This window comes from Anoxybacillus sp. CHMUD (assembly GCF_013096965.1).
Lineage (GTDB): Bacteria > Bacillota > Bacilli > Bacillales > Anoxybacillaceae > Anoxybacillus > Anoxybacillus kestanbolensis_A.
This window is the reverse complement of record NZ_SDLG01000003.1, coordinates 1-26,177: the sequence shown is the minus strand read 5'-3', so window position 1 is coordinate 26,177 and position 26,177 is coordinate 1. Positions and strand designations below refer to the sequence as shown.

The following is a 26,177-nucleotide window of genomic DNA, read 5'->3' as shown; positions in this document are numbered from 1 at the left end:
AAGAAAGGAGAGTATATGTGCGAAAGCATATACTCTCCTTTTGCCTGCTAATCAGTAAAATTTCAAAAAGTTTTTAATTTTTAAGGAGGTGTGCGATATGGCACGATATACGTTGCAACGTCTTATTTATATGATTATTACGCTATTTATCATTGCAACAGCCACGTTCTTTTTAATGAAGCTTCTCCCAGGCTCCCCCCTCCAAAATCAAGAGAAGCTATCACCAGAACAACAAAAAATCATTTTAGAAAAGTATGGTCTAAATGATCCAGTTCCTGTGCAATACGTTCGTTATTTAGGCAATTTAGTAAAAGGTGATTTAGGAGTTTCCTTCCAATATGATAACCGCCCAGTCACACAGCTTATTGGTGATCGCATTGGGCCATCGGCACAACTCGGTTTTCAAGCGCTCGTATTCGGGACAATTGTTGGTATTTTGCTCGGTGTGATCGCTGCTGTTCGTCATAATACAGCGGTTGACTATGGAGCAACGGTGTTAGCTGTTTTAGGTATTTCCATTCCATCATTTGTATTCGGTGGATTGTTGCAATATTACATCGGTGTAAAATTAAAATTACTTCCTGTTGCGTTTTGGGATGGTTTTGAGTACACGATCATGCCAACGCTAGCGTTATCCGTATTCGTTATCGCGAGCATCGCGCGCTTTATGCGTACAGAAATGTTAGAAGTGCTCGGTTCGGACTATATTTTAACAGCGCGTGCAAAAGGAATTAGCGGCTTTGGCGTCATTTTTAAACACGGATTGCGAAATGCAATGATTCCGATTATTACAATTCTTGGTCCGATGGCTGTTAACTTAATGACAGGAACACTTGTTATCGAACAGATTTTTGCTGTCCCTGGTTTAGGGGAACAGTTCGTTCGTTCCATTAACTTAAATGACTATCCGGTCATTATGGGAACGACTATTTTCTATAGTGCGTTATTTATTTTTGTTATTTTTATTGTGGACGTGCTTTACGGCTTAATTGATCCGCGAATTCGTTTGGCGGGAGGGAAAAAATAATGACAGAAAAGCAACTATCTCCTGAGTTGTTTGAGCTAGCGACAGAGAGTCAAGGTGATATGGAAAAAATTAATCGTCCAAGCTTAACGTTTTTACAAGACGCTTGGCTTCGATTAAGAAAAAATAAAGGTGCTGTTTTCGGACTAATCATGATTATTGCCATTACGTTGATGGCTATTTTTGCACCGATCATGAGCGATCGTACGTACAAACAACAAAATTTAAGTCATGCGAAATTACCACCGCGTATCCCGGTGTTAGAACATATTGATTGGCTTCCGTTTAACGGAAAAGATATGAACGGCATTAACGTATATGAAAAGCGTGGTGTAAAAGAGTACTATTGGTTTGGAACCGATGACCTCGGTCGCGATTTATGGACACGTACGTGGTATGGTGCCCGTATTTCGTTATATATCGGGGTGTTAGCTGCAACCATTGACTTGTTAATTGGAATTATTTATGGTGGTGTGTCCGGTTTTTACGGTGGGCGCGTCGACAATGTGATGCAGCGTATTATTGAAGTATTAGTCGGTATCCCGAACTTAATTGTCGTTATTTTATTTATTCTCGTATTTGAGCCGGGAATTATTTCAATAACGATGGCGATGGTTATTACAGGTTGGGTGACGATGGCGCGTATTGTGCGCGGACAAATTTTAAAGTTAAAAAATATGGAATACGTATTAGCCGCTCGCACGCTCGGTGCATCCGATTCGCGCATTATCGCTAAACATTTATTACCGAACGTTGTTGGACCGATTATTATTACGACGATGTTTACAATTCCGAGCGCCATTTTCACAGAAGCGTTTTTAAGCTTTATTGGACTTGGTATTCGTCCACCAGAAGCGTCGCTTGGTTCCCTTGTAAATGACGGTTATAAGTCGATCCAAACGTTCCCGCATTTAATGATGATTCCAGCGTTTGTCATTAGCTTGCTTATTTTAAGCTTTAACTTATTAGCAGACGGATTGCGCGATGCGCTTGATCCAAAAATGCGTAAATAGAGGAGGTGGAACAATGGAAAAAGTGCTCGAAGTAAAAGATTTGCACATTTCGTTTGATGTGTACGGTGGAGAAGTACAAGCTGTACGAGGTGTATCGTTTGATTTGTACAAAGGAGAGACGTTGGCGATCGTTGGGGAGTCCGGATCAGGAAAATCGGTGACATCAAAAGCGCTTATGCGTTTACTACCGGTTCCTCCTGCGCGAATTAAACAAGGACAAATTTTATTAGAAGGTCGCGATTTAACGAAACTATCGGAAAAAGAAATGCAACGTGTGCGCGGGGCAGAAATTTCGATGATTTTCCAAGATCCGATGACAGCATTAAATCCGACGATGACGATCGGAAAACAAATTACAGAAGTATTGTTAAAACATCAACAAATGACAAAAGCGGAGGCGAAAGCGCGCGCCATTGAATTGCTTGATCTTGTCGGCATTAAAGAGCCAGCGCTTCGCTTTAAACAATATCCACATCAATTGTCAGGCGGTATGCGTCAACGTGTCGTTATTGCAATTGCACTTGCATGCAATCCGAAAGTGCTCATTGCCGATGAGCCAACGACAGCGCTGGACGTGACGATTCAAGCGCAAATTTTAGAACTCATTAAAGATATTCAAAAAAAGACAGGCACATCGATTATATTCATTACACATGATTTAGGTGTTGTGGCAAACGTAGCTGATCGTGTGGCGGTCATGTATGCCGGAAAAATTGTTGAAAAAGGAACGGTCGATGAAATTTTCTACAATCCGAAACATCCGTATACGTGGGGGCTGCTTGCGTCGATGCCAAGCCTAGAGCACGGAGATGAAGAATTGTACTCCATTCCAGGAACGCCACCAGACTTATTAAATCCGCCAAAAGGCGATGCGTTCGCGCCTCGTAATGCGTACGCGTTAAAAATTGACTATGAAATGGAGCCGCCAATGTTTCAAGTATCTGATACGCACTATGCGGCAACGTGGTTGCTTCATCCGAATGCACCGAAAGTTGAACCTCCGAAAGTCGTTCGTGAACGGATGAAAAAATTCGTTACACTAACGAACAACAAAGGAGGGAATAAGCAATGAGCGAAAAACAAAAACTCGTTGAAGTGAAAAACTTAAAACAATATTTTAAAGTCGGCAAAGGTCAAATCGTAAAGGCTGTTGACGATGTGACGTTCGATATTTATAAAGGTGAAACGCTCGGTCTTGTAGGGGAATCAGGATGTGGAAAGTCAACGACAGGCCGTACAATTATCGGGCTATATGAAGCAACAGGTGGCGAAGTGTTGTTTAACGGGTTGAGCGTCCATCGAAAAAAATCGGCGAAAGAAGCGAAAGAATTAAAACGGAAAATGCAAATGATTTTCCAAGATCCGTATGCGTCATTAAATCCACGTATGACGGTTGCGGATATTATTGCGGAAGGCATCGATATTCACGGCTTAGCGTCGTCGCGAGAAGAGCGCATGAATCGCGTATATGAGCTTCTTGAAACAGTCGGGTTAAATCGTGAACATGCGAATCGCTATCCGCATGAGTTTTCGGGTGGTCAGCGTCAGCGGATCGGCATTGCGCGCGCATTGGCGGTTGAGCCGGAGTTTATTATTGCGGACGAGCCAATCTCGGCGTTAGACGTATCGATTCAAGCGCAAGTCGTCAACTTAATGAAAAAGCTGCAGCGTGAAAAAGGGTTAACGTATTTATTTATCGCGCACGACTTGTCGATGGTGAAATACATTAGCGATCGCATCGGTGTTATGTATTTCGGAAAAATGGTTGAGCTTGCTGATGCAGAAGAACTGTATCGCAATCCGATTCATCCGTATACAAAATCGCTCCTTTCTGCGATTCCACATCCAGATCCAGAAACAGAGCGGACACGAAAACGGATTATTTACGACCCGACACAACATAACTATAAAGAAGGCGAAGATGTGCGCATGCGCGAAATTACGCCAGGCCATTTCGTTTACTGCTCTGAAGCAGAGTACGAAACATATAAGGCGATGTACAGCTAATCTCTCGGCTTTCGAGAGATTAGCTTTTTTCGTTTGATTCACTAGAGTATTATACAATATTTTGATTTATTTGACTATTTCGTTTTTAAAAAAAGCTCCGAGATTATCTCGAAGCTTTTTTGCCGCCGACCATTTTCCATCCTGTTTGCACATGTTCGCTCATCGCTGTATGTAGCCGCTTTTTTCGTCCGCCAAATACGTTTTCCCCGATGCCGTTTAAAATGACGCCCATGAGCGCAGTTATTCCAATCACTAAAATAGCGACAATCGTAAAGTCAATAAAAAATTGCGCCATTGTCACTTCCCCCTTTGTTTGCCATCTGTACTTTTATTGTAGAGAAAATTGCAAATGAACGCAACGAAAAATGAAACCATTTTTATCGGACAACCGTATAATATGTTGGGTAAAATTGAAAAAAGGTGTATCTTTCTAAACTTTTTTGTTGTATAATGTACGTTGTAAAGTTTTTTAAAGTCATTTTAAAATAAGATGTGTTTTAATACAGAAAGCGAACAAAGCAACCCATAAGGGAGTGATTGATATATGGTGATCGTGTATTCATCGCCGAGTTGTACGTCTTGCCGAAAAGCAAAAGCGTGGTTAGAAGAGCATCACATTCCGTATAAAGAGCGCAATATTTTCGCTGAACCGTTAACGATTGAAGAAATTAAAGGCATTTTGCGCATGACCGAAAACGGGACAGACGAAATTATTTCGACGAGATCGAAAATTTTTCAAAAGCTAAATATTCAAGTTGATTCATTGCCGCTACAAGATTTATATGAAATTATTCGCCAACATCCAGGGCTTTTGCGCCGTCCGATTATCATGGACGAGAAGCGCCTGCAAGTTGGTTACAACGAAGATGAAATTCGCCGCTTTTTACCGAGAAAAGTGCGGACGTATCAATTGCGTCAGGCACAACAGCTCGTCAACAGTAAAGGCTTAGCATAAACGCTAAGCCTTTTTACAATAGCGGCGAAAGGAGGCGAGCAGTCGACTCGGCGAGCCGCATCCAAAGCGGTCGGCATTTGAATTGATTGATATCAATTTTTGATGAATGCTCGAAGTCGTTTATAAAATCATCGACTAACGTTTGCACGCTTGGCGTTTGATATAAAAACGCATTTACCTCAAAATTTAAATGAAAGCTGCGCATATCCATATTCGCTGTGCCGATGGAAGCGAGTTCTCCATCTACAACGATAATTTTGCTGTGCATAAATCCTTTTTCGTATTCGTAAATGGTCGCTCCTGCTTCCAGTAGTTCGGGAAAATAAGAGCGTGACGCGTAAAATACAATTTTTTTATCCGGTCGCTTTGGGACAAGAAGCCGCACGTCAATTCCGCTTAATGCCGCCACTTTTAATGCCGTTAAAATGTCTTCATCTGGAATAAAATACGGCGAGGCGATCCAAATCGAGCGCTGTGCCGATGTAATCATCGCGAAAAATAAATGTTTAATGACTTCCCATTTCGTATCCGGTCCGCCGGCGACAAGCTGAACGCCTCCAAGTGCTTCATCCTCAACTGTCGGTGCACTTAAGTAGTTCAGCGTTAATAGCTGTTGACCGGTCATGTAATACCAATCTTGTAAAAAAATAAGTTGTAGCGTACGTACTGCTTCGCCGTATACGAATAAATGCGTATCGCGCCAAAAGCCGAAATATTCGTTTTTCCCTAAATATTCGTCCCCAATATTTAACCCGCCAACAAAACCGACTTTTCCATCAACGACGATAATTTTACGATGGTTGCGGAAGTTAATTTTATTGTTTAAAAACGGCAAGCGCACAGGGGAGAAAGGGATGATATCGACGCCAGCTTCACGCATCTCCTGTATGTACGTTTTCGATAGCTGCCAGCTTCCGACCGCATCGTATAAAAAGCGGACGTGTACCCCTTTTTTCGCCTTGTTCATTAATATTTGTTTTAAGCGCTGACCGATGTCGTCATCGCGGACAATATAATATTCAAGATGAATGTGATGCTCGGCTTTTTCTAACTCTTTAAAAATGGTTGTAAACGTTTCTTCTCCGTTCGTCAACACACGTGTTTTTGTCGCAGTTGAAATCGATTCTTTCGTCATGCGTCTCGCTAGTTGTAGCAACGGCTGTTGATGCGGTTTCATATATAATGTTTGCGCGTCATGCGTCTCGTTGCGCTCTAGTTTGCGAAACGTTTGTTCATCAAGCAACGCTTTTTTTCGAAATAGCCGTTTTTTGCGATAGTTTTGGCCGAGTAAAAAATAAAGAATAAAACCAACGAGCGGAAAGCTGCTGAATAAAACGAGCCATGTGAGCGTTTTCGTTGGATGGCGATTTTCTAAAAAGATGACAAACGAAATAAAAATCACTGACAAGGTGACAAATAAGCTGAACGTTCCGAGTAGCCAGCCTTCCCAATAATCTTTTGTCACTACTAAAAAGCCGACGAAAGCAAGTATAAATAGCACAACTTTTAAAGCGTTTCTCATTTGTTGTTCACCTGACCTCGCGAGAAAAAAGCCGATTTCAATCAATTGAAATCGGCGTTATGAGTTTGGAAAGTGTTTGGCGATCATCGTTAATGCTTGTTCTGCGATGACGATTTTTCCGTATTCTTCGAGACGATGAATCGTCATTTGCGAATCTTGCCCGTATTCAAGCAATATGCTTAACATATTGTCAATGTCGCGATCGGTATCTTCTTCTGTAAATTCGACGTACAAGTAGTAGTGATTTTCAAATGCGAATAGTTTGTTGTGTAATGTTGAAAAATCGCGACGGTGCGCAAGAGCAATGACGTCTTCAATCGTTTTGAAGCGGATGACGAATTGGAGCGGATTATCAGGTTCTGATGATGATGCTTTTATAATGTTAAAATGTTGGTCTAATATATGTTCGATTTTTTCATCAACCGGTAAGTCTCTGAATCGTTCATCGACAATTGGCAATTCGAGTCTGCTGCCGTCTTTTGAAATTTGCGCTTTTGTAACGAACACTTCTAACCCTTTTTCAAGAGCATGCACTTGAATCCAAAGCGGTCCTTCTAAATAAATTTCTGCTTCTTGATGGATTTCGTCCATCATTTCCCAAAATAATTCTTCGCTCCGTTCGCGATTGTACCAAATTTCTTCACGATCGAAGCCGCGTTCTTCAATATCTCCGTACGATATATATAGTTTCAACGTATATTCATTGATGCGTTCGATTTCCATGTTCCTCAGCTCCCTTCTACGATTATTCAGTCAGGAAGGGAATGTCTCCCCGAGCGTTCGCCCATCCTCCTATATCTTGTACTTCTATTGTATGACAAAATGTGAAAGAAGGGAAATAAAAAACGCCTAATTCAATAAATTTAGTTGTTCCCCTATTTTTTGTATTTGTTGCAGGAAAAAAGACGATGGTGGTGAAAAAAATGTGTGGAGAAAGGAGAGGTTATATGTTTGTCGCATTATTGAAAAATGGAGAAACATGTTCGTTGTTAGACGATTGGACGATCGAGCAGCTACATGTATTGCGAGCGACGCAGGCGTTTTTTTGTCCTGTTTGTTTAGAACGAGTTCAGTTGAAAATAGGGACAAAACGTATGCCGCATTTTGCGCACGAAACGAAATGTACGATTGAAACAGAGCGGGAGACATTTGCTCATTTACAAGGGAAACAACAATTGTATGAATGGTTGACAAATGAAAAAATCGAAGTAGAAGAAGTAGAAGTCGAGAAGTATTTGCGGCACATTCAGCAACGTCCAGATGTATTTGTTCGACATATGCAACACATGTACGCGATCGAATATCAATGTTCCATCATTCCATTCTCTTTATTCGCGAAACGAACGAATGCATACAAGAACGCACATATTGTCCCGATTTGGTTACTTCATACATCTCATGTCAAACGCCGCAGTTTGTTTTTTCAACTGTCCTCATTTTCATGGCTATTTTTCAATGATCAAGAAGTCATCCCGTTTTATTGTGCTGAACGCCGAGAAGTATCGTTTCTTCATCATCTTATTCCGCTCTCTTCCACGCTCGCATACGGAGAATGGGCGACGTTTCCGCTTCATGCGATATCATTTTCTTCTTTTTTTCAGACGCCACAACGACAACATGATGCTTTGTTTCATGCATGGCAAATGAAAAAGAAGCAATGGCGGCTATCTCCCCTATACTATCGCACAAATCGAACGTTTTGCCGCATCGTATATAATGTGCCTATGACCCCATCGCTATTTCCTCATGAGGCAGGCATTCCGCTTCGCCATGCGTATTGGTTTGAGACGCCCCCATTTATTTGGCAAACGTATATGTTGCTTGAGATGATGCGTATTCCGCTTCATGTGACGTTTTCGTTTCATCAATTATATGAGCGAATGCGATATTTCATTCGTCAAAATCTTATTCATATTCGCCGCTTGCCGCTTGTGACAAAAAGTCATTATTCATATGCCCTTATGGATTATTTACATGCGCTCGTTTCGCTTCAATTTTTGAAAAAAGTAGGAAAAAGTACGTTTCAGCGCATTCGGTCATGGTCGCTTCCGCGCAACGTCGAAGAAGCGATTCGTGGAGATGAGCAACTATTGCGACGAATTGTAAGCAAAAAAGAGGATTTTTTCACAAAACGAGAATAATATATAAGTAAACATTTTGATGTAAGAGGTGATTGATATGGCAAAAACGTTGCCGACACGCAAAGACGTTCCGGTAGAGTATACGTGGCGTCTTGAAGATATTTTTGCGACGGATGAACAATGGGAGAAAGAATTTGAAGAAATTATGTCACTTCTTCCGAAATTTTCGGAATATAAAGGTAGGCTTGGAGAAAGTGCTCAAACGTTATACGAAGCGTTACAATATCGCGACCATGTGTTCATGCGACTAGGAAAATTATATGCGTACGCACATATGCGCCATGACGAAGATACGGCTAATTCGCTTTATCAAGGATTGGAAACGAGAGCAGAAGGGTTGTATGCGGAGGCAGGTCAAGCGACGGCGTTTATCGTGCCAGAAATTTTAGCGATGGATGAAGATGTGTTGCGCACGTTTTTACAACAATACGAACCGCTTCGTTTGTATGCGCATGAATTAGATGAAATGAACCGCCAACGTCCGCACGTGTTATCGGAAAAAGAAGAAGCGTTGCTTGCACAGGCGGCGGAAGTGATGAACGCATCAAGCAATACGTTCGGGGCGTTAAATAATGCTGATTTGCGTTTTCCGACGATTACAGATGAAAACGGAGAAGAAGTGGAAGTGACGCACGGTCGTTACATTCGTTTTCTTGAAAGCGAAGATCGCCGCGTGCGCCATGATGCGTTTAAAGCGGTATACGATACATATCGCAAATATGAAAATACGTTTGCGAGCACGTTAAGCGGAGCGGTGAAGCGCAATAACTTTTTTGCGCGCGTTCGCAACTATCGCTCAGCGCGCGAGGCGGCATTAAGTAAAAACCAAATTCCTGAAACGGTGTACGATAACTTAATTGAAACGATTCATCGTTATTTGCCACTTTTGCATCGTTACGTTCAATTGCGCAAGCGCGTGCTCGGATTAGATGAATTGCATATGTACGATTTATATACGCCGCTTGTCAAACAAGTCGATATGAAAGTGACGTATGAAGAAGCAAAAGACATATTGTTAAAAGGATTGACGCCACTAGGTGACGAATATATTTCGATCGTGAAAGAAGGGTTTGATAACCGTTGGGTTGACGTGCAAGAAACGCGCGGCAAACGAAGTGGAGCATACTCGTCTGGTTCATATGGAACGAATCCGTACATTTTAATGAACTGGCAAGATAATGTGAACAACTTATTTACGCTTGCCCATGAGTTTGGCCATTCGGTGCATAGTTACTATACGCGCAAATATCAGCCGTATCCGTATGGAAACTATTCGATTTTCGTTGCGGAAGTCGCATCGACGTGCAACGAAGCGTTGTTGAACGATTATTTATTAAAAACGATCGATGACGAGAAGAAAAAGTTATATTTATTAAATCATTATTTAGAAACGTTCCGAGGGACGGTATTCCGTCAAACGATGTTTGCGGAGTTTGAACATATGATTCATCAAATGGCACAAAACGGGGAAGCGTTGACCGCCAAAGTATTGACGGAAAAATATTATGAGCTAAACAAAACGTATTTCGGGGATGGCGTCGTCATCGATGAAGAAATCGGCTTAGAATGGGCGCGCATTCCGCATTTTTACTACAACTATTATGTGTATCAATATGCGACAGGCTTTAGCGCTGCGACTGCATTAAGCAAACAAATTTTAGAAGAGGGCGCACCTGCGGTTGAACGTTACATTGGATTTTTAAAAGCAGGAAGCTCCGATTATCCAATTGAAGTGTTGAAAAAAGCGGGTGTCGATATGACGTCTCCAGAGCCAATTGAACAAGCGTGTCAAGTGTTCGAACAAAAATTACAACAGCTTGAGCAACTATTATAAAAGGCGACTGCGTGTCGCCTTTTCTTAATGAAATCCGCGAAAACGGTGGCGGTTGTTGAGGTAAGTAAAAAACGAGAAAAAAGAAAGAAATAAAAACGGAATGGATATGATGAGCGGAAAGAGCCGCATCAGTGCGAAAAAGTGAATAATGAGCGCAACGACGATCCAAACGATATGAACAATGAACATCGAATCCCCCCTTTTTATCCATAGTAAGCGAGGGAGAAAATAATTATGACAAATGTGTGAACAAGTAAACAAAACACTTGTCAAGACATAGAGGAGTTTGTTAATATATAAACGTGAAGTGAATCACAATCAAACAAACTTATACCCCTTTGTTTGACCGTGAAGAATTTCTCCCATCCCCTTTGTTGTCTTTATGACAAAGAAAAAGGACTCGGCATCCCCCGAGTCCTTTTTCTTTATCCGATCCAGCGCCAAAATGAGCCGATTTTCTCCACTTTTTGCTTTAAACGCAACTTTTTTAATTCGCATTCCGCTTTGCTGCGCGGGATGTTGTATACCATCGCAATATCATCGGTCGTAACGAATAGCGCATGATGTAAAAACTGTTCAATTGGTGGAAGTGAAGATGGTTGAGGATGAAATCCGAGCATTTCATGGATTAAATCGACATATACGTCGTACGGATAACAGCCTGAAATTTTAATGCCTTCATCTTCAATGTTTTCGTTAAAAAAGACGAGCGTTGGAACTTCGCGAACGTCCATTTCTGCACTAATTTTTAAATCGCATTGTAGCGCTTTAACGGCACTTGGAGAAGATAAATCGTTTATAAACTCTTGCACATCTAAACCAGCATCGATGGCGCATTGAATGAGTGTGTTTGTTTCTGTAATCGTTTTGCCTTGAATAAATACAATTTCTTGTAGTTGACGCAAAAAGCGAATGCTCGCTTGACGCCCTTGCAATTCGGCTGCTTTCACAGCGAGCGAAGCAATGTATGGGATCGGCAACGGCGTTTGAAGAAGCACGCGGTCTTCACAGGCGATGCCGACGCGCGACGCATGCCGATCGATTCGTTTATAACTGACGCCATTCAGCCGATCGAGTTGACCGGTTAAGACGTGACGCAAAGCAAAATATTGTCCGTATTCGATCCATAATTTTTTTAAAACAGGTTCAAGCGCCCAACAGTCTGGGCAAAGAGGATCGACAAATAAGTAAATCTCTAATTGCTTTGCCGTTCCTTCTTGCTTACCATTCACCTTCATGCTCCTTTCGCTCGTCATCTGGTGTATTAATCATATGTTGGGCAGTCAACATGAGCCGTTGATACAATTCATCTCGAACAGGTCCTTTTAGTCCGATCGCATCCATCGCTTCATGCATACACGCAAGCCATGCTTTTGCGCGCGTTGGTGTAATTGGAAACGGCAAATGACGGGCGCGCAACATCGGGTGTCCGTGTTCTGCTGTATAAAGCGGTGGGCCGCCTAAATATTGCGTTAAAAATTGTTTTTGTTTCCGTGCGGTTTCCGTTAAATCGTTCGGGAAAATAGGCGCCAAGTCAGGATGTTTTGCGACTCGTTCATAAAAAGCATCAACGAGTTTTGAGACAACTTGTTCGCCTCCAATCGCTTCATAAGGGGATTGAAACATATGAAAAACTCCTTTGCCGAGATATATACATATTGTAACAACGACTTTGTTTCATCTCAAACGATGTGACTTGCGGCATAGTACGTTTGCATTACTTTTTTCACGTAGTTCATCGTTTCGCGAAACGGTGGAATGCCTCCATGTTTATCGACATTTCCCGGCCCGGCGTTATAAGCCGCAAGCGCAAGGGCGATATTGCCGTCGTACCGATCGAGAAGTTGGCGTAAATATTTTGTCCCGCCTTCAATGTTTTGTTGTGGATCAAAGGCGTCTTGTACCCCTAACATGCGCGCCGTGCTCGGCATTAACTGCATCAGTCCCATCGCCCCGACGCGGCTTTTTGCTTGCGGATTGAAATTCGATTCATGGCGAATGACCGCATAAATGAGTTTCGGATCGACATCGTATTTCGCTGCAGCTTCGTCAATCCATTGATGTATCGTATCTTTATGAAGCGGTGTGCTCGCTTTATATGTCGGCACTTTCGTTTCTTCGCTTGTCATAAGCGGAAGCGATAGGCGCATTGCTTCCGTTTCTTCGTTCGTCTCTGGCGTTAACAGCTCGCGAAATAAGTCGTGAAACGATGTTGTTGGCGCTTCTTTTTTTCCTTGTAAATGTTGCAACGCTTGCAGTTCAAGAAGCAATTTCAATTGTTGCACGTTCATGACGATCGCTCCGTTTCGTATTTAGCTTCGTAAAATCGTTCAATTTTATTTTTCGTTTTTCGTTTTGGAATATGAAACGATTCGAGCAGTTGCGTAAACGTTTTTTCCCCTTCTGCTCGTTCGTTCGCTTCGTATTCGACTTCATAGTCAGCTACGTTCATATATTCGCTATAATCGAAAACGAGCGTGCCGTTTTTATACGGGCGTTCCGCGCGCCGAGTTGTGAGCGATCCGAAACAAACGATCGCTGTCGGATCGATATGAAGCGCCTGCAATATGTTGGCGATGTCGCCTTGAAGTGATGTCGCACCCGAAATAAGTGCTGTCGCGGTTTCAGACGTTAGCGGCTCATGCGTTTCTAACAGCCCGTCTTCGTAGGGCTGTTTTAATGTTAATGTATATGAGCCGTTTTTGAAACGAATGCGTAATGCGCTTTTTTGTTGTTTCAGTTGAAAGTCTGGCGTGTCAAAATAATAATTTTGTTGCACGTCCCATTCCTCATCGCGCACCGCAAACGCTGTCGTGAAACGGGAAAATTCGTCGGCTGTCAACATATTTTTAAATTCAATTTCTAATTCGTGCTTCATCGTTTTTTCTCCTTACATCATTCTACTTTTATTATCAACATGTACGCGAAAAAGTGCAACTAGTGAACATCGCTAGGTGAAATGTGGTAAAATAAAGGCGGACATCATGGATGACGGAGGAACAAACATGAAAATATATGTACATACAGCAGAAAAAAAAGAAAACGGATGGTACTTTTTATGTGAGGCGTCGCTTCAAGGGTTACAAGCGAAACGCCATATGCTTGTTGATTCGGATGCATGTGCGTTCGCATACATATTAGAAGCGGCGGATGCGTTCGTTTATGTCATTATGCCAAAGGAAGTATGGGGGGCGATTAAAGAAGCGCTTCGTACAAGCGAGCCGGTGTTTCTTGTCGGAAACGATGCAACAATCGAGTTAGAAGGCATTCATGAAGAAGTGGCATACTTAATCGAAAATATTGCAGGAAATGCAAACTACGGTGAAGAAATGGAACAGGCGGTAACGGCATTTTTCGCATAAGTAGGTGGTTGAATGGAAAGACATTGGGAATTTTTTTTAGCGCCGTATAAACAGGCGGTCGAGGAGTTAAAAGTCAAGTTAAAAGGGATGCGCGCTCAATTTGAAATGCAAGGGGTGCATTCTCCAATCGAATTTGTGACCGGAAGAGTGAAGCCGATTGCGAGCATTTTAGATAAGGCGCAAAAGAAAAATATTCCGCTCGATCAACTAGAAGAACAAATGCAAGATATTGCAGGTTTGCGTATGATGTGTCAGTTTGTCGATGACATTCAAACGGTCGTCGAACTGTTGCGCAAGCGCAACGATTTTACGATTGTCGAGGAACGCGACTACATTACGCAAAAAAAGGAGAGCGGTTATCGTTCGTATCATGTCGTTATTCGTTATCCGGTGCAAATGATTTATGGCGAGAAAAACATTTTAGTTGAAATTCAAATTCGCACGCTTGCGATGAACTTTTGGGCGACGATTGAACATTCGTTAAACTACAAATATAGCGGCAAGTTTCCAGAAGATATTCGCCAACGATTGCAGCGCGCCGCAGAAGCCGCATATTTGTTAGACGAGGAAATGTCGAAAATTCGTTTTGAAATTCAAGAGGCGCAAGCGGCGTTTTCGCGTAAGCAAGACGTAAAAGATAACGAGGGGTGGGGCGCGTGAAATTTGCGGTCATATCAAAAGGGGATGCGATATCAAACGAATGTATGTATAAAATTCGTACATATTTAACCGATTTTCGTTTAACGTATGATGAAGACGAGCCGGATATCGTCATTTCAGTCGGCGGGGATGGGACGTTGTTGTATGCGTTTCATCGCTATCGGAGCCGGTTAGAACAGACGGCGTTTGTCGGCGTTCATACAGGGCATTTAGGGTTTTATGCCGACTGGGTGCCCGACGAAATAGAAAAGCTCGTTATCGCTATCGCCAAAACGCCGTATCAAGTGATCGAATATCCGCTTCTTGAAGTGACGATTCGCTACGTCGGTGGTGGGCGTGAAGTGAAATATTTAGCGCTCAATGAATGTACTGTAAAAAGTGTAAGCGGGACGCTCGTGATGGATGTCGAAATTCGCGGCGATTTATTTGAAACGTTTCGCGGGGATGGGTTATGCATTTCGACGCCATCGGGAAGTACGGCATACAATAAAGCGCTTGGCGGGGCGATTTTACATCCATCGCTCGAAGCGATCCAAGTCGCAGAAATGGCATCGATTAACAACCGCGTGTTTCGTACGATTGGCTCACCGCTTATTTTGCCTGCGCATCATACGTGCATGTTAAAGCCGGTCAATGACGTTGATTTTCAAATTACGATCGACCATTTGTCGCTACTTCATAAAGATGTGAAGTCGATACAATGCCGCGTCGCTGATGAAAAAATTCGCTTTGCGCGCTTCCGTCCGTTTCCATTTTGGAAGCGTGTGCGCGAATCATTTATTCAGTAGAAAGGGATTTGTATGTTTCAACTTCGTTGGATCGTCACACAACAACAAGATGGGATGCTCGTTCGTGAATTTTTAAAACAACAACATATTTCAAAAACAGCGCTCACCGATATTAAATTTCAAGGGGGGCGGATCGAAGTGAACGATGTGCCTGTGACCGTTCGTTACGTGCTAAAAGCAGGCGATGAAGTGTGCGTTTCGTTTCCACCAGAACAAAAAGGGGTACATATGGTCGCTGAGCCGATTCCGCTTGCGGTCGTGTATGAAGATGATTATGTGATCGTCATCAATAAGCCTCCGCACATGTCAACCATTCCGTCGCGCGAACATCCGCATGGGACGCTTGCGAATGCGTTATTGTATCATTACGAACAACAACAGTTACAAACGACGGTGCATGTCGTCACACGGCTTGACCGCGATACGTCCGGGCTTGTGCTTGTCGCAAAGCATCGCCATGTGCATCATTTACTTAGCGAACAACAAAAGCAAGGGCGGGTGAAACGGCGGTACGAAGCGGTTTGCCACGGTTATGTCACCCCGCTCGTTGGAACGATTGATGCGCCGATCGGACGAAAAGGCGACAGCATCATCGAGCGGGAAGTGCGATTAGACGGTCAGCGGGCGGTGACGCATTATGAAGTATTGCAACAGAAAAATGAGATGACGCACGTGTCGATTCGATTAGAAACGGGGCGTACGCATCAAATTCGCGTTCATTTTTCTCATATCGGTCATCCGCTCGTTGGCGATGATTTATATGGGGGATTGCGGGAACATATCGACCGCCAAGCGCTACATAGTTGTGAGCTGACGTTTTTTCATCCGTTTTTTGAAAAAACGATGACGTTTCATGCGCCGCTCCCTGACGACATCGCCCGTTTGCTTTAATCAAACGGGCGAAACTTTTCAGCGACATACGGCATCGTTGATGGAACAGAAACCGTCTCCATTTCCGGATAGCGAAGCGCTGTGAGTTGTCCGCCGAATACGCAGCCGGTGTCGATGTTGACGGTGTTGTTTAGCCAGCGCGGCTCTTTGACGGGCGTATGTCCGTATACGATAAGCGCATCGCCTCGGTAATGTTTTGCCCAATCTCGGCGCACAGGGGAGCCATCCGGATGTTTTTCACCTGTAATATCGCCGTATAACACAAACGTTTTTACTTTTTGATTCGATTTGCCAATATAGTCCCCTCGAATGCCGGCGTGGGCGATCACAAGTTTTCCATCGTCTAAGACGGCATAAAGCGGGGCGTCTTCGTACAGCTTCATAAATTGCGTACGAATGCGTGTTTTTGTTTTTTCATCCGCTTGTTCCCATTCGGCAACCGTCGTTTCAAGTCCGTGTGTCACTTGCACATTTCGACCGAGAAAAAAACGATACAATTTGTCGCAATGATTGCCTGGGACGTACACCGCTTTGTTTTGTTGAACGAGCGAGATGACCGTATCAATGACGCGCAATGACTGCGGACCACGATCGGCTAAATCGCCGACGAAGGCAAGCTTTCGTCCGTTCGGATGAATCGGGATATCGTGTTCCCAAACGTAGCCAAGCTTTTTTGTTAATAACATGAATTCGTGAAAACAACCATGAATATCGCCAATAATGTCGTACATTTTTCCTCCTTTCTACAAAAATAGCCGCATACAAGCGGCTATCATTGTTCAGCAGAAAACATAAATTTTTGTGTGCGAGAACGGACGTTTAAGACGAGCCCGATTGCAAGCATGTATGTGGCAAGCGAGCTTCCTCCGTAGCTGATGAATGGAAGCGGAAGACCGGTAATCGGTAGCAACCCGATCGTCATGCCGACATTTTGGAATACTTGGAACGTAATCATGCCGATGACGCCGGCACATAAATAACTGCCGAATGGGTCGTGGCATTCTAGCGCAATTTGAATCATGCGGTAAATGAGCAAGAAAAAGAGCGACACGACGATGCTTGTCCCAATAAAGCCGAATTGTTCTCCGATAATGCTAAAAATAAAGTCAGTATGCGACTCTGGTAAATAGACGTCTAAGTTTTTATATCCTTTTCCATACAACTCTCCCGAGCCGATCGCAAGAAGCGATTTAATAAGCTGAAACCCTTGATCGCTTGAATATTCGTACGGATTCAACCAGCCGTAAAAACGGTTTAATTGATATTGTTGAATTTTTAATACGTCTGGGAAATATAAAAACGCCACGATAAACGCTGTTGCGCCAAGTACAGCAACACCGACGATAGCGGCGATAATGCGCAAACGAATGCCGGAAACGAGAATGAGCGAGCCGGTGATCGCCATAAATACCATTGACATCCCCATATCAGGCTGACGGGCAAGTAAAAAAAGCGGCGGCAGTAGCGACAGCCCGATTTTTCCGAGCAGTTTCAAATCGTCTTGCAACGTCGGGTCATGGTATTTTTCACGATGGTTGACGATAATCCGGCTAATGACGATAATCATAAAAATTTTCATTAGCTCAGACGGCTGAAAGTTTCCGCCCGGCAGGCTGTACCAGCTCGTTGCTCCTTTAATCGTTAATGTACCCGGGACGTTTAATTCTAATCCAAGTAAAAGAATCATCCCGAAGCCGTACAAATACCAAGCGATTTTAAACAGTCGATCGTAATCGACAAGCATCGTCACCGCAATGACGACGACTCCGACGCCATACCACATGAGCTGCTTTTGCGCAAAGTTAATATGTTGCAGTTTAGCGGGGAGTGTCTCGCGTGCACTTTCGATAGCGACGGCGCTGACGATCGCAATTAAAAATAAAATGAACAATAAATGATAATCTATTTTCGATTGAACGGTTTTTTCGTTTTCCATCGTTGTTCCCCCTGTGTTTCATCGTGCATTCTCATTTTACATCGTTGCTTGCAAGTTGGCAAAGATTCGCGCATAATAAGAAAAGCGATTTTTGTCGAGAGGAGGGGTATTATGTTGCAGGCGTTATATGATGGAAAAATCGAAGCGTTTCGAAAACAGTTTTTAAAATTGCATCCGTATGATCGGGCGAAGTTTTACGTTGAACAAAGCCCAGAAGTGAGAAAACGCATGTATGAATATTTGTCGCCAGCGGAAATGGCGGAAATTTTTGACCACCTCGACATTGAAGAAGATGAATATAAAATTTATTTGTCGGAAATGGATCCGTTATTTGTGGCGCAAATGCTCGCGCACATGTATGCCGACAATGCGGCGGACGTATTAAATGAACTAGATAAAAAAGAAGTGGCGAATTATTTAACGATTATGGACGATGAAGCGGCGAAAGATATTCAAGGGTTGCTTCATTATAAAGAATATACGGCCGGAAGCATTATGACAACGGAATATATCGCCATTCACGCCAATCAAACGGTGCGTTCGGCGATGCAAATTTTAAAAAGAGAAGCAGCGAATGCGGAGACGATTTATTATTTGTATGTCGTCAATGAACAACGGCAGCTCGTTGGGGTATTGTCGCTACGCGAGCTGTTGACATCGGATGATGATGCGATGATTTGTGATATCATGAACGATCGGGTCGTTTCTGTATTTGTTGATGAAGATCAAGAAGAAGTGGCGCGCAAAATGCAAAACTACGATTTTTTAGCGCTTCCTGTCGTCGATATGAACAATCATTTGCTTGGGATTATTACCGTCGATGACATTGTCGACGTCATTTCGGAAGAAGCGACAGACGACTATTCGAAACTCGCGGGGGTTCCGGATGTCGATATTCAATACACTCCGTTCGAAGCGGCGAAAAAGCGGTTGCCGTGGCTCATTATTTTACTGTTTTTAGGCATGATGACGGCGAATTTAATTAGCCGTTTTGAAGACACGTTGCAAAAAGTCGCGATTTTAGCGGTGTTTATTCCGCTTATTGCGGGCATGTCTGGAAATACAGGGACGCAGTCGTTGGCGGTCGCGGTGCGCCGTTTAGCGATGGGGGATTTCGAAAAAGAAGGAAAGTGGCGCATGCTTGCACGCGAAGCGCTAACGGGGCTACTTATCGGTTTATCTTGCGGCGTCGTCATTACGATTGTTGTGTACGTATGGAAGCAACAGTTTTTCTTAGGTGTGCTCGTCGGATTAGCGTTATTTGCGACGTTGACGGTCGCGACAGTTGCAGGGGCGCTCATTCCGCTCTTTATGCATAAATTGCGCATCGACCCGGCTGTTGCATCTGGTCCGTTTATTACGACGATTAACGATTTAATTAGCATTCTCATTTATTTCGGTTTAGCGAAGATGTTTATGGACTATTTATTATAAAATTCCCTATTTGAAAGTAGGGAATTTTTTGTTATAATCATATTAATACTAGGTTCTAATAACAAATCATAAATTTAAGGGGATGAACAAATATGCAATTATCATTACAAGGAAAGACGTATGTCGTGATGGGTGTGGCAAATAAACGAAGCATCGCTTGGGGCATTGCGCGTGCGCTTCATGCGGCAGGGGCGCGGTTAATTTTTACATATGCAGGTGAGCGTTTTGAAAATGAAGTGAAAAAATTAGTGGCGACGTTAGAAGATGACACAACGCTTGTATTGCCTTGCGATGTAACGAAAGATGAAGAAATTGCCTCATGCTTTGCGCAAATTAAAGAGCAAGTGGGCGTCATTCACGGTCTTGCGCATTGTATCGCATTTGCGAATAAAGAACATTTAGAAGGCGAGTATATGAACGTCGATCGCGAAGGATTTTTACTTGCGCACAACATTAGCGCCTATTCGTTAACAGCGGTGGCGAAAGCGGCGAAAGAGCTAATGACCGAAGGCGGCAGCATCGTCACATTAACGTATTTAGGTGGCGAGCGCGTCGTGCAAAACTACAACGTCATGGGTGTGGCAAAAGCATCGTTAGAAGCGAGCGTGAAATATTTAGCGAACGACTTAGGGAAATACGGCATTCGCGTCAACGCCATTTCCGCAGGTCCAATTCGCACGTTATCTGCGAAAGGTGTCGGCGATTTTAACTCGATTTTAAAAGAAATTGAAGAGCGTGCACCACTACGTCGCACAACGACACAAGAAGAAGTTGGCGACACAGCCTTATTTTTATTTAGCGACTTATCGCGCGGCGTGACTGGAGAAATTATCCACGTCGACTCTGGCTACCACATTTTAGCGCGCTAATTTGAAAGCTGTTTGGCATCGACCAAACAGCTTTTTATGTATTATGGCATGCCCCTTTCTTTTTGCGCATATAGTAGTCGTAAAAAGGAGGGGTGTGGGAATGAAAAAGCGTGTGGAAAATGCGCCGTTGTTGTATATCGTTCAGCCGAATTTAGGGCCGAAAACGTGTTATATGCAACAGACGTTTCGGACGAAAAAAGAAAAGCTATCGTATCCGCCACCGTCATTTGCGAATTTTCGCGAGATGAATACGGCTGAGCGTATTGAATTTTTAGCGACGCTCCCGAATGAACTTCGTCCGGTGACGTGTGAGTTGAAAACGAAAAATCGCACGTATGAAGGAATCATTCAAACGTGCGATAAGAAAAAAGTCGTTTTTACATTAAGTGAAGAAGAAAAAACGATCACGATCCCGATTGAACATGTCGTATCGGTATCGCTTATTGGCAAATCGTAATATATACACGCTCAAGCTGCTCGGCTGTGTTTGCGAAGGAAAACGTCGTTTCCGCTCGTTTTCGTCCTTCGTGAGCAAGTGCGAGCGCTTTTTCTTTATCGTGCAATAATTCGCTAATGGCGCGTGCGAACGCTTTTGGTGATGCATAGTCGTCAACAACAAGCCCGTTTACGTTATGTTCGATCACTTCGCTATTTCCGCCGCGGTTTGTCGTCACGATCGGCACGCCCGCTGCCATCGCTTCGTAATGTACGCGGGCAAGCGGCTCGTGCCATTGCGAACTGCAAACGAACACATCACCGATTGTGAATATGTGTGGAATGTATTCGGACGGAATGTAGCTTGTAAATTGAATACGATCGTTGTAAGGCTTCGCTAGTTGATGAAGGAAGCGTACATATTCGTTTGGACGATTGTCGCTAAACCATTTGCCTCCGACGATGACGAGCTTTGCCTTTGGACGTTCGGCTAATACATGATTCATACTTTCAATGAGCACATGCACGCCTTTTGTTTTGCTTAACCGCCCGATAAATAAAATGACGTCATCATCTTCTGTTCGAAAACGTTGGCGCATGGTGGTGCGCCTTTGTTTTCCTTCCTCCGTCCATGGTGGCGTGTAGCGTGTCGCATCGACACCTGAGTAGACGATGTGAATGAGATCGTCTCGGACATCGTATCGTTTTGTGACGGTTCGTTTCATATATTCACTTACCGTTGTGATCGCATCTACTTCCGCAATCACTCGTTCGGCAACGTCACGTTTCATTTTCATCGGCGAAAACATATCGTTATGCAAACTGGTGACGAAGCGGCTATTTGGTGCTGCTTGTTTGTAAAATAACACGTTTACTGGGCGGTTAAAAACGTGAATGACGTCAAACGTGCGCTTTTTTAGTTCGTCGACGATATGTTGTTCGTATTGTTCTTTTGGTACGCGCACATATTCGATGCCATCACGTATTTCGTACATCGGAAGCGAAGGGTCAGTAATCGAAAAAATAGTGAGCGTATGTTTAGCGGCAAACATGGGAGCGATGCCATCAATCATCAGTTGAATAGCGCCCCCTTTGACGGCTGGCGACGGCAATTTTTCTGTACAAATGAATGCGATGTGCATAGCTACCTCCTGTAAAGCGAGCGAATATATTCGACTTCACGACGCAACCCTTCTCGTAACGGCACGTTCGGGGCGTAGGCAAGCATGTTTTCTGCTTTTGAAATGTCCGCCCACGTATGTTTCGGCTCGCCGATCGCTTTATTCATATATTGTTTGTTTGCTCGTTTTCCGATCATCTCTTCGAGCATAGCGATGACGTCGTTTAGCGAAGCTCGTTCTTTCCCGCCGATATTGAACGTTTCGCCAATCGCTTTGTCGTTGCCAAGTACAGCAAGCGTGCCATTGACGCAGTCGGAAATGTACGTAAAATCGCGCGTTTGTGTGCCGTCTCCGAAAATCGTGATTGGCTCATCAAACAACATTTGGCGAATAAAGCGATGAAATGCCATATCAGGTCGCTGGCGTGGACCGTATACAGTAAAATAACGTAAAATCGTCATCGGCACGCCAAACTCCGATTCATATACGTGGCATAAATGTTCGCCAGCAAGCTTCGTGATGCCGTACGGTGAAAGAGGAGTCGGAGTCATGTTTTCATGCACGCGCCCATGTTTTTCTCCGTAAACGGATGAGGTGGACGTATAAATGAACTGTTTTGGTCGATGTTGTTTACACGCTTCAAGCAACCGTTGCGTTGCTAATATGTTGTTTGTTGTGTATAAATCAAATGACGTTCCCCAACTTGTGCGTACGCCCGGCATGCCAGCAAAATGATAAATGACATCGACTTGTTTGACGATGTCGTCGAGCGGCAACGACAATAAATCGCCTTCGAGCCATGTAAAACGGTCATGTTTTTTTAACATGTCGATCGTTTTTTCTTTCCATTGTTTTGGCGTCGGACCGGTGAAACAGTCGATGCCGATGACGTGATGGTGCTGTAACAACGCTTCGCATACGTGCGAACCGATAAAGCCACCTGCTCCTGTAACAAGTATGTTCATCTGCGCCCCACCCCGATATAGTGTAGTCCTGCGTTTATGATCGCCTCACGAGGCAAGCTATTTCGTCCGTCGATGACGGCGTTTCCGTTCATCATTCGTTTTACTTCTTCCCAGTTTAACTGTTTATACGCATCCCAATCGGTCGCAACGATAAGCGCATCAGCCTTTTTAACCGCTTCATCTATCGTTTTTGCTTGTTTAACCGCGACGTCGAGTGGAAGTGTAGCTTTTGGATCATGAGCAATGACGTCAGCGCCATGGGCGTGCAGTTTGGTGATGAGTAAAACGGCGGGAGATTCGCGAATATCGTCTGTATTTGGTTTAAAAGCGATGCCGAGGACGGCAATGCGTCTCCCAGCAAGTTCTCCTAACGTTCGTTTCATTTTTTGAACGTACCAATTGATCTGCGTGTCGTTTACCGCTTTTGTCGCTTCTAACATGTACGGTCGCACCATTTGTTCATACGCCATTTGAATAAGAGCTGTCACATCTTTCGGAAAACAAGAGCCCCCATAGCCGATCCCAGCTTGTAAAAAGTGCGGACCGATTCTTCCGTCAAGTCCGATTCCTTTGGCGACGTCGACAACATCGACACCGTACGTGTCGCAAAGGCGTGCCATTTCGTTTATAAAGGAAATTTTCGACGCTAAAAAAGCGTTGGCAGCATATTTTATCATTTCTGCGCCACTTAAACTTGTCACGACATATGGTGCATGAATGCCGGCATATAACGTTTGCATGACGGAAAGGGAACGATCATCATCGTCACGTAAGCCGATGACGATACGGTCAGGATGGAAAGAGTCGTAAATGGCAGAGCCTTCCCGTAAAAATTCAGGGTTTGAGACGACGCGTACATGTTTTCCTTCGTTTTTTAATCGTTCGTATATCCGTTCGTTCGTTCCGATCGGGACGGTGCTTTTCATGACGAGCGTTTGATGATCGCTTACATGTGGGATAAGCATGTCAATGGCGCGATTGACGTAGGAGACGTCTGGTTTTCCTTTTACATCTGGGGGTGTGCCGACGCAAATAAAAATGACGTCTGCCTCTTGTATATGTTTTCGTCCATCATGATGAAAAAAAAGCCGACTTTGATGGTCGGTAAATAACTCAGCTAAACGTGGCTCGTAAATTGGGATTTCTCCGCGTTGTAAGGCGGCAATTTTTTGTTCGTTTTCATCAATACAATGAACGGTATGCCCGAGTTTTGCGAGAACAGCAGCTGTCGTTAATCCGACATAACCGGCACCAATGATACAAACGTTCATACGTTCACTTCCTTTACTCGTCTTCGTCTTCTGTTTTTTTCGTTCCAATTGTTGTTGTTTGTTCTTTGCCTGCGGCGACGAGCGCCTCGGTCGGAAACTCGACTGCGACGATGTCACGACAGTTGAGCGTAAGCGCTGTTCCTTCTTTTTTATAAAATGGGTCAATAATGATTGTTAATGTTTTCGCCAATGTGTCGACTTGCACGAGCTTTACGTTATAGTACGTCTCGTTGTTTGTGTGCACATGTAGTTCTGTTCCTTCGCTTAATGTCGAAAGTGTCGCGCACATTTGTTGGATATGGCGATGTTTCGCTAAAAGACGGTTGCTGAAAAAAATGTTATACACAGTTTCACACCCTTTTTTATGAATTGACTCATTGCATTATATGTGAAATGAAAAAAAGGGAATGGGCGAAAGCACTACATGTTTTGTGAATGGAGAACATAAAGTGAAGCGAGGAGGCGAGAGAATGGATGCTTTTCACTTTTTTTTGTTATGTGTTGCTTCATTTCGTTTGACGCGCTTACTTGTGTACGACCGCATTACGTCGTTTTTGCGCGCGCCGTTTCACGATGAGTTCGAACAAGACGGAGAGACGTATATTGTCATCAAAGGGACAGGGATAAGAAAGTGGATCGGGGAGCTGTTAAGTTGTCATTGGTGTACAGGGGTATGGTGCGCAGCAGCGTTGTACGTTGGCGTTATATATGTACCGCATGTGATCATGCCAGTTGTATGGATTTTAGCGATTGCAGGATGTGCTGCGCTTATCGAAATCGTTGTCCAACAATGGAGCAAATAAAAAAGCGGGCAAATGCCTGCTTATTTATTGATAACGATATGATTGAAGGAGGGGATTCCTTGTTTGAGCTGCCGGAAATAAACGAACGCTTCGACGACAATCGTTTGTACGATGCTCAATTCAAATGACGGAAAGCGCAGTTGTTCATTTGGTAAAAGCGTCGTTTCATCGATTGGCTTTAACCAATATTCTCCTTCTTTTATTTTTTGGCGCCAATTGTCGATCGCAAACGTCCATCCTCCTTCTTCTTGCGTATGTCGAAAAGAAAATTTTCCGCTGAATTGAGCGTGATCAGGAGGGCGAAGACGAACGCAAATGATCGGATCGTTAAGTGGTGTATTACCAATATTTTCGACAACGAAATCGCCGATGACCGTCGTTGGCTCTTCTTTCTCCTCTGAAATCATGACCGTATACGTGAAATACGCATGCGCACGTACGATATCTTGTTTCATTTCTTTTTTTCGCTTTTTTTCTTCTTCAAGCGCCACTTCGTAAAACAGAAGCTGTTGTTCGAGCTTTTCGATCGTTTGTTCATATTCATCCATTTGTTCAAGCTGTTTTTGTAAATAATGATTGCGCAGCTGCTCGCGTTTTAGTTCGGTTTCAGCAAGCTGCAAAAGTTGTTTATATTTGGCCACTTCCGAGCGATAATGAAGCACTTTTTGTTGAAGTTGAATATGTTGGTCGTTCATCTCCTCCCCCCTATAAGCATTCTGGACATCCTTGCCAACCATTTGGAGTCATGTGACTTGGTTGAACGATAAGCATCGAGACCAACATTCTTTTCGTCATTTTATGCCATCCTCTCTTTTTGTTGTTTCAATATTCATTTTATTTTATCATATGTCATATATACCAAAATAAAGGTCAACAACCCAATGACTAAAGTCATGGGCTTGTAAGCCCCATGTTGACCAGACCAAGGCTTGAAACAGAGCCTACGTTATAGATGTCATGACACGTTCGGGTGCTTCTCCAGCCCCACCCCCTGTCGTGCAAGATTAAACAAGCGTGGCGGGTAGCGCTAGTGTCTTGCACATAACAAGCATCTATAACATGGTCGAGGAGAATATGACCTGCTTTATGCAGAGGAAAGGGGAGAACCCTATGGTTTTTGTGTTAGACACAAACAAACGTCCGCTT

30 protein-coding genes are annotated in these 26,177 nt (G+C 43.6%); 15 read left to right on the top strand and 15 right to left on the bottom strand.

All coding sequences use genetic code 11. The features are described from left to right. The first annotated feature begins 97 nt into the window (after nt 1–97). The 4 genes from opp3b to ETB99_RS02560 are packed head-to-tail and all read left to right on the top strand — an operon-like array spanning nt 98 to nt 4,044. Nucleotides 98–1,027: an oligopeptide ABC transporter permease gene (gene opp3b / locus ETB99_RS02575; protein WP_003395390.1), complete on the top strand. Its 930-nt coding sequence runs from the start codon at nt 98–100 to the stop codon at nt 1,025–1,027. Further along, nucleotides 1,027–2,037 carry an oligopeptide ABC transporter permease gene (opp3C, locus tag ETB99_RS02570; RefSeq protein WP_216366042.1) on the top strand — a complete coding sequence of 337 codons (1,011 nt, stop codon included), beginning with the start codon at nt 1,027–1,029 and terminating at the stop codon, nt 2,035–2,037. The genes opp3b and opp3C overlap by 1 nt, the downstream gene beginning before the upstream one ends. Nucleotides 2,038–2,050: 13 nt before the next feature. After that, nucleotides 2,051–3,109 carry an ABC transporter ATP-binding protein gene (locus ETB99_RS02565; protein WP_077427627.1) on the top strand — a complete coding sequence of 353 codons (1,059 nt, stop codon included), beginning with the start codon at nt 2,051–2,053 and terminating at the stop codon, nt 3,107–3,109. Further along, complete coding sequence (locus ETB99_RS02560) at nt 3,106–4,044, top strand: ABC transporter ATP-binding protein (protein WP_077427626.1); 939 nt, start codon at nt 3,106–3,108, stop codon at nt 4,042–4,044. Before ETB99_RS02565 ends, ETB99_RS02560 begins: the two co-directional genes overlap by 4 nt. Before the next feature lie 103 nt (nt 4,045–4,147). On the opposite strand, the gene ETB99_RS02555 is transcribed toward ETB99_RS02560, so the two are convergent. Continuing rightward, nucleotides 4,148–4,339 (bottom strand): hypothetical protein, encoded by a 192-nt coding sequence (locus tag ETB99_RS02555; protein ID WP_042894256.1) that lies wholly within the window; start codon nt 4,337–4,339, stop codon nt 4,148–4,150. A gap of 249 nt (nt 4,340–4,588) precedes the next feature. Here ETB99_RS02555 and spxA point away from each other — a divergent pair, with 249 nt between their 5' ends. Next, nucleotides 4,589–4,999, top strand: a complete 411-nt coding sequence (gene spxA, locus ETB99_RS02550) for a transcriptional regulator SpxA (RefSeq protein WP_021094738.1) — start codon at nt 4,589–4,591, stop codon at nt 4,997–4,999. A gap of 13 nt (nt 5,000–5,012) precedes the next feature. On the opposite strand, the gene cls is transcribed toward spxA, so the two are convergent. Then, a complete protein-coding gene (cls, locus tag ETB99_RS02545; RefSeq protein WP_077427624.1) occupies nt 5,013–6,521 on the bottom strand; it encodes a cardiolipin synthase in 1,509 nt (502 codons plus the stop codon). A 57-nt stretch (nt 6,522–6,578) separates the two neighbouring features. Then, nucleotides 6,579–7,244, bottom strand: coding sequence for an adaptor protein MecA (mecA, locus tag ETB99_RS02540; RefSeq protein WP_077427623.1), 666 nt, complete (start codon nt 7,242–7,244; stop codon nt 6,579–6,581). Between the two features lie 224 nt (nt 7,245–7,468). On the opposite strand from mecA, the gene ETB99_RS02535 reads away from it, so the two are divergent. Both ETB99_RS02535 and pepF read left to right on the top strand, forming a co-directional pair. Continuing rightward, a complete protein-coding gene (locus tag ETB99_RS02535) occupies nt 7,469–8,662 on the top strand; it encodes a competence protein CoiA (RefSeq protein ID WP_171699824.1) in 1,194 nt (397 codons plus the stop codon). 37 nt (nt 8,663–8,699) lie between these two features. Next, nucleotides 8,700–10,496, top strand: coding sequence for an oligoendopeptidase F (gene pepF, locus ETB99_RS02530; RefSeq protein ID WP_171699823.1), 1,797 nt, complete (start codon nt 8,700–8,702; stop codon nt 10,494–10,496). A gap of 24 nt (nt 10,497–10,520) precedes the next feature. Here the strand turns inward: pepF and ETB99_RS02525 are convergent, their stop codons facing one another. The 5 genes from ETB99_RS02525 to ETB99_RS02505 all read right to left on the bottom strand — a co-directional run bounded on the left by ETB99_RS02525 (nt 10,521) and on the right by ETB99_RS02505 (nt 13,374). Further along, entirely contained in the window at nt 10,521–10,685 is a 165-nt protein-coding gene (locus ETB99_RS02525; RefSeq protein ID WP_164970090.1) for a hypothetical protein, read from the bottom strand. 236 nt (nt 10,686–10,921) lie between these two features. Then, nucleotides 10,922–11,734 (bottom strand): ClpXP adapter SpxH family protein, encoded by an 813-nt coding sequence (locus ETB99_RS02520; protein WP_171699822.1) that lies wholly within the window; start codon nt 11,732–11,734, stop codon nt 10,922–10,924. Next, entirely contained in the window at nt 11,718–12,122 is a 405-nt protein-coding gene (locus ETB99_RS02515; RefSeq protein ID WP_006318791.1) for a globin domain-containing protein, read from the bottom strand. Before ETB99_RS02515 ends, ETB99_RS02520 begins: the two co-directional genes overlap by 17 nt. Nucleotides 12,123–12,178: 56 nt before the next feature. After that, the gene (locus tag ETB99_RS02510; protein ID WP_077427619.1) at nt 12,179–12,787 is read right to left on the bottom strand and encodes a lytic transglycosylase domain-containing protein; all 609 of its coding nucleotides are present in this window, start codon (nt 12,785–12,787) and stop codon (nt 12,179–12,181) included. Then, complete coding sequence (locus ETB99_RS02505; RefSeq protein ID WP_077427618.1) at nt 12,784–13,374, bottom strand: CYTH domain-containing protein; 591 nt, start codon at nt 13,372–13,374, stop codon at nt 12,784–12,786. Before ETB99_RS02505 ends, ETB99_RS02510 begins: the two co-directional genes overlap by 4 nt. 127 nt (nt 13,375–13,501) lie before the next feature. Between ETB99_RS02505 and ETB99_RS02500 the strand changes: the two genes are divergently transcribed. Genes ETB99_RS02500 through ETB99_RS02485 form a run of 4 tightly spaced genes read left to right on the top strand, consistent with a single transcriptional unit; the run spans nt 13,502 to nt 16,197 of the window. Next, nucleotides 13,502–13,858, top strand: coding sequence for a UPF0738 family protein (locus tag ETB99_RS02500; RefSeq protein WP_004891794.1), 357 nt, complete (start codon nt 13,502–13,504; stop codon nt 13,856–13,858). Nucleotides 13,859–13,870: 12 nt separating this feature from the next. Then, nucleotides 13,871–14,518, top strand: a complete 648-nt coding sequence (yjbM, locus tag ETB99_RS02495; RefSeq protein ID WP_077427616.1) for a GTP diphosphokinase — start codon at nt 13,871–13,873, stop codon at nt 14,516–14,518. Continuing rightward, nucleotides 14,515–15,306 carry an NAD kinase gene (locus tag ETB99_RS02490; protein WP_171699821.1) on the top strand — a complete coding sequence of 264 codons (792 nt, stop codon included), beginning with the start codon at nt 14,515–14,517 and terminating at the stop codon, nt 15,304–15,306. Before yjbM ends, ETB99_RS02490 begins: the two co-directional genes overlap by 4 nt. A 12-nt stretch (nt 15,307–15,318) precedes the next feature. Continuing rightward, the gene (locus ETB99_RS02485) at nt 15,319–16,197 is read left to right on the top strand and encodes an RluA family pseudouridine synthase (protein ID WP_077427614.1); all 879 of its coding nucleotides are present in this window, start codon (nt 15,319–15,321) and stop codon (nt 16,195–16,197) included. Here the strand turns inward: ETB99_RS02485 and prpE are convergent. Next, nucleotides 16,194–16,928, bottom strand: coding sequence for a bis(5'-nucleosyl)-tetraphosphatase PrpE (gene prpE / locus ETB99_RS02480; protein WP_171699820.1), 735 nt, complete (start codon nt 16,926–16,928; stop codon nt 16,194–16,196). The two genes, ETB99_RS02485 and prpE, sit on opposite strands and share 4 nt — an antisense overlap. Before the next feature lie 41 nt (nt 16,929–16,969). Next, nucleotides 16,970–18,133, bottom strand: coding sequence for an FtsW/RodA/SpoVE family cell cycle protein (locus tag ETB99_RS02475; RefSeq protein ID WP_171699819.1), 1,164 nt, complete (start codon nt 18,131–18,133; stop codon nt 16,970–16,972). A 111-nt stretch (nt 18,134–18,244) separates the two neighbouring features. Here ETB99_RS02475 and mgtE point away from each other — a divergent pair, with 111 nt between their 5' ends. The 3 genes from mgtE to ETB99_RS02460 all read left to right on the top strand — a co-directional run bounded on the left by mgtE (nt 18,245) and on the right by ETB99_RS02460 (nt 20,893). Beyond that, complete coding sequence (mgtE, locus tag ETB99_RS02470; protein ID WP_171699818.1) at nt 18,245–19,567, top strand: magnesium transporter; 1,323 nt, start codon at nt 18,245–18,247, stop codon at nt 19,565–19,567. A gap of 92 nt (nt 19,568–19,659) precedes the next feature. Further along, nucleotides 19,660–20,436 (top strand): enoyl-ACP reductase FabI, encoded by a 777-nt coding sequence (gene fabI, locus ETB99_RS02465; RefSeq protein ID WP_171699817.1) that lies wholly within the window; start codon nt 19,660–19,662, stop codon nt 20,434–20,436. A 100-nt stretch (nt 20,437–20,536) separates the two neighbouring features. Next, entirely contained in the window at nt 20,537–20,893 is a 357-nt protein-coding gene (locus ETB99_RS02460; RefSeq protein WP_035064992.1) for a CotO family spore coat protein, read from the top strand. On the opposite strand, the gene ETB99_RS02455 is transcribed toward ETB99_RS02460, so the two are convergent. The 4 genes from ETB99_RS02455 to ETB99_RS02440 are packed head-to-tail and all read right to left on the bottom strand — an operon-like array spanning nt 20,877 to nt 24,574. Further along, a complete protein-coding gene (locus tag ETB99_RS02455; RefSeq protein WP_171699816.1) occupies nt 20,877–22,013 on the bottom strand; it encodes a glycosyltransferase family 4 protein in 1,137 nt (378 codons plus the stop codon). The genes ETB99_RS02460 and ETB99_RS02455 overlap by 17 nt on opposite strands. 2 nt (nt 22,014–22,015) lie before the next feature. Continuing rightward, nucleotides 22,016–22,957, bottom strand: coding sequence for an NAD-dependent epimerase/dehydratase family protein (locus tag ETB99_RS02450; protein WP_171699815.1), 942 nt, complete (start codon nt 22,955–22,957; stop codon nt 22,016–22,018). Beyond that, on the bottom strand, nt 22,954–24,228 hold the full coding sequence (locus ETB99_RS02445; RefSeq protein ID WP_171699814.1) for a UDP-glucose dehydrogenase family protein: 1,275 nt from the start codon (nt 24,226–24,228) through the stop codon (nt 22,954–22,956). The genes ETB99_RS02450 and ETB99_RS02445 overlap by 4 nt, the downstream gene beginning before the upstream one ends. A gap of 13 nt (nt 24,229–24,241) precedes the next feature. Then, the gene (locus tag ETB99_RS02440; protein WP_035065003.1) at nt 24,242–24,574 is read right to left on the bottom strand and encodes a hypothetical protein; all 333 of its coding nucleotides are present in this window, start codon (nt 24,572–24,574) and stop codon (nt 24,242–24,244) included. A 124-nt stretch (nt 24,575–24,698) separates the two neighbouring features. Between ETB99_RS02440 and ETB99_RS02435 the strand changes: the two genes are divergently transcribed. Beyond that, complete coding sequence (locus ETB99_RS02435; protein WP_171699813.1) at nt 24,699–25,031, top strand: DUF1360 domain-containing protein; 333 nt, start codon at nt 24,699–24,701, stop codon at nt 25,029–25,031. 20 nt (nt 25,032–25,051) lie between these two features. Here ETB99_RS02435 and ETB99_RS02430 read toward each other — a convergent pair whose 3' ends face one another. Further along, entirely contained in the window at nt 25,052–25,726 is a 675-nt protein-coding gene (locus ETB99_RS02430) for a hypothetical protein (protein WP_171699812.1), read from the bottom strand. Nucleotides 25,727–26,177 lie beyond the last annotated feature (451 nt).

What these genes read in the sequence shown, in the direction of transcription:
- opp3b (WP_003395390.1), top strand. Translation starts at nt 98, where the DNA reads ATGGCACGATATACGTTGCAACGTCTTATTTATATGATTATTACGCTA.
- opp3C (WP_216366042.1), top strand. Translation starts at nt 1,027, where the DNA reads ATGACAGAAAAGCAACTATCTCCTGAGTTGTTTGAGCTAGCGACAGAG.
- ETB99_RS02565 (WP_077427627.1), top strand. Translation starts at nt 2,051, where the DNA reads ATGGAAAAAGTGCTCGAAGTAAAAGATTTGCACATTTCGTTTGATGTG.
- ETB99_RS02560 (WP_077427626.1), top strand. Translation starts at nt 3,106, where the DNA reads ATGAGCGAAAAACAAAAACTCGTTGAAGTGAAAAACTTAAAACAATAT.
- ETB99_RS02555 (WP_042894256.1), bottom strand. Translation starts at nt 4,339, where the DNA reads ATGGCGCAATTTTTTATTGACTTTACGATTGTCGCTATTTTAGTGATT.
- spxA (WP_021094738.1), top strand. Translation starts at nt 4,589, where the DNA reads ATGGTGATCGTGTATTCATCGCCGAGTTGTACGTCTTGCCGAAAAGCA.
- cls (WP_077427624.1), bottom strand. Translation starts at nt 6,521, where the DNA reads ATGAGAAACGCTTTAAAAGTTGTGCTATTTATACTTGCTTTCGTCGGC.
- mecA (WP_077427623.1), bottom strand. Translation starts at nt 7,244, where the DNA reads ATGGAAATCGAACGCATCAATGAATATACGTTGAAACTATATATATCG.
- ETB99_RS02535 (WP_171699824.1), top strand. Translation starts at nt 7,469, where the DNA reads ATGTTTGTCGCATTATTGAAAAATGGAGAAACATGTTCGTTGTTAGAC.
- pepF (WP_171699823.1), top strand. Translation starts at nt 8,700, where the DNA reads ATGGCAAAAACGTTGCCGACACGCAAAGACGTTCCGGTAGAGTATACG.
- ETB99_RS02525 (WP_164970090.1), bottom strand. Translation starts at nt 10,685, where the DNA reads ATGTTCATTGTTCATATCGTTTGGATCGTCGTTGCGCTCATTATTCAC.
- ETB99_RS02520 (WP_171699822.1), bottom strand. Translation starts at nt 11,734, where the DNA reads ATGAAGGTGAATGGTAAGCAAGAAGGAACGGCAAAGCAATTAGAGATT.
- ETB99_RS02515 (WP_006318791.1), bottom strand. Translation starts at nt 12,122, where the DNA reads ATGTTTCAATCCCCTTATGAAGCGATTGGAGGCGAACAAGTTGTCTCA.
- ETB99_RS02510 (WP_077427619.1), bottom strand. Translation starts at nt 12,787, where the DNA reads ATGAACGTGCAACAATTGAAATTGCTTCTTGAACTGCAAGCGTTGCAA.
- ETB99_RS02505 (WP_077427618.1), bottom strand. Translation starts at nt 13,374, where the DNA reads ATGAAGCACGAATTAGAAATTGAATTTAAAAATATGTTGACAGCCGAC.
- ETB99_RS02500 (WP_004891794.1), top strand. Translation starts at nt 13,502, where the DNA reads ATGAAAATATATGTACATACAGCAGAAAAAAAAGAAAACGGATGGTAC.
- yjbM (WP_077427616.1), top strand. Translation starts at nt 13,871, where the DNA reads ATGGAAAGACATTGGGAATTTTTTTTAGCGCCGTATAAACAGGCGGTC.
- ETB99_RS02485 (WP_077427614.1), top strand. Translation starts at nt 15,319, where the DNA reads ATGTTTCAACTTCGTTGGATCGTCACACAACAACAAGATGGGATGCTC.
- prpE (WP_171699820.1), bottom strand. Translation starts at nt 16,928, where the DNA reads ATGTACGACATTATTGGCGATATTCATGGTTGTTTTCACGAATTCATG.
- ETB99_RS02475 (WP_171699819.1), bottom strand. Translation starts at nt 18,133, where the DNA reads ATGGAAAACGAAAAAACCGTTCAATCGAAAATAGATTATCATTTATTG.
- mgtE (WP_171699818.1), top strand. Translation starts at nt 18,245, where the DNA reads ATGTTGCAGGCGTTATATGATGGAAAAATCGAAGCGTTTCGAAAACAG.
- fabI (WP_171699817.1), top strand. Translation starts at nt 19,660, where the DNA reads ATGCAATTATCATTACAAGGAAAGACGTATGTCGTGATGGGTGTGGCA.
- ETB99_RS02460 (WP_035064992.1), top strand. Translation starts at nt 20,537, where the DNA reads ATGAAAAAGCGTGTGGAAAATGCGCCGTTGTTGTATATCGTTCAGCCG.
- ETB99_RS02455 (WP_171699816.1), bottom strand. Translation starts at nt 22,013, where the DNA reads ATGCACATCGCATTCATTTGTACAGAAAAATTGCCGTCGCCAGCCGTC.
- ETB99_RS02450 (WP_171699815.1), bottom strand. Translation starts at nt 22,957, where the DNA reads ATGAACATACTTGTTACAGGAGCAGGTGGCTTTATCGGTTCGCACGTA.
- ETB99_RS02445 (WP_171699814.1), bottom strand. Translation starts at nt 24,228, where the DNA reads ATGAACGTTTGTATCATTGGTGCCGGTTATGTCGGATTAACGACAGCT.
- ETB99_RS02435 (WP_171699813.1), top strand. Translation starts at nt 24,699, where the DNA reads ATGGATGCTTTTCACTTTTTTTTGTTATGTGTTGCTTCATTTCGTTTG.
- ETB99_RS02430 (WP_171699812.1), bottom strand. Translation starts at nt 25,726, where the DNA reads ATGAACGACCAACATATTCAACTTCAACAAAAAGTGCTTCATTATCGC.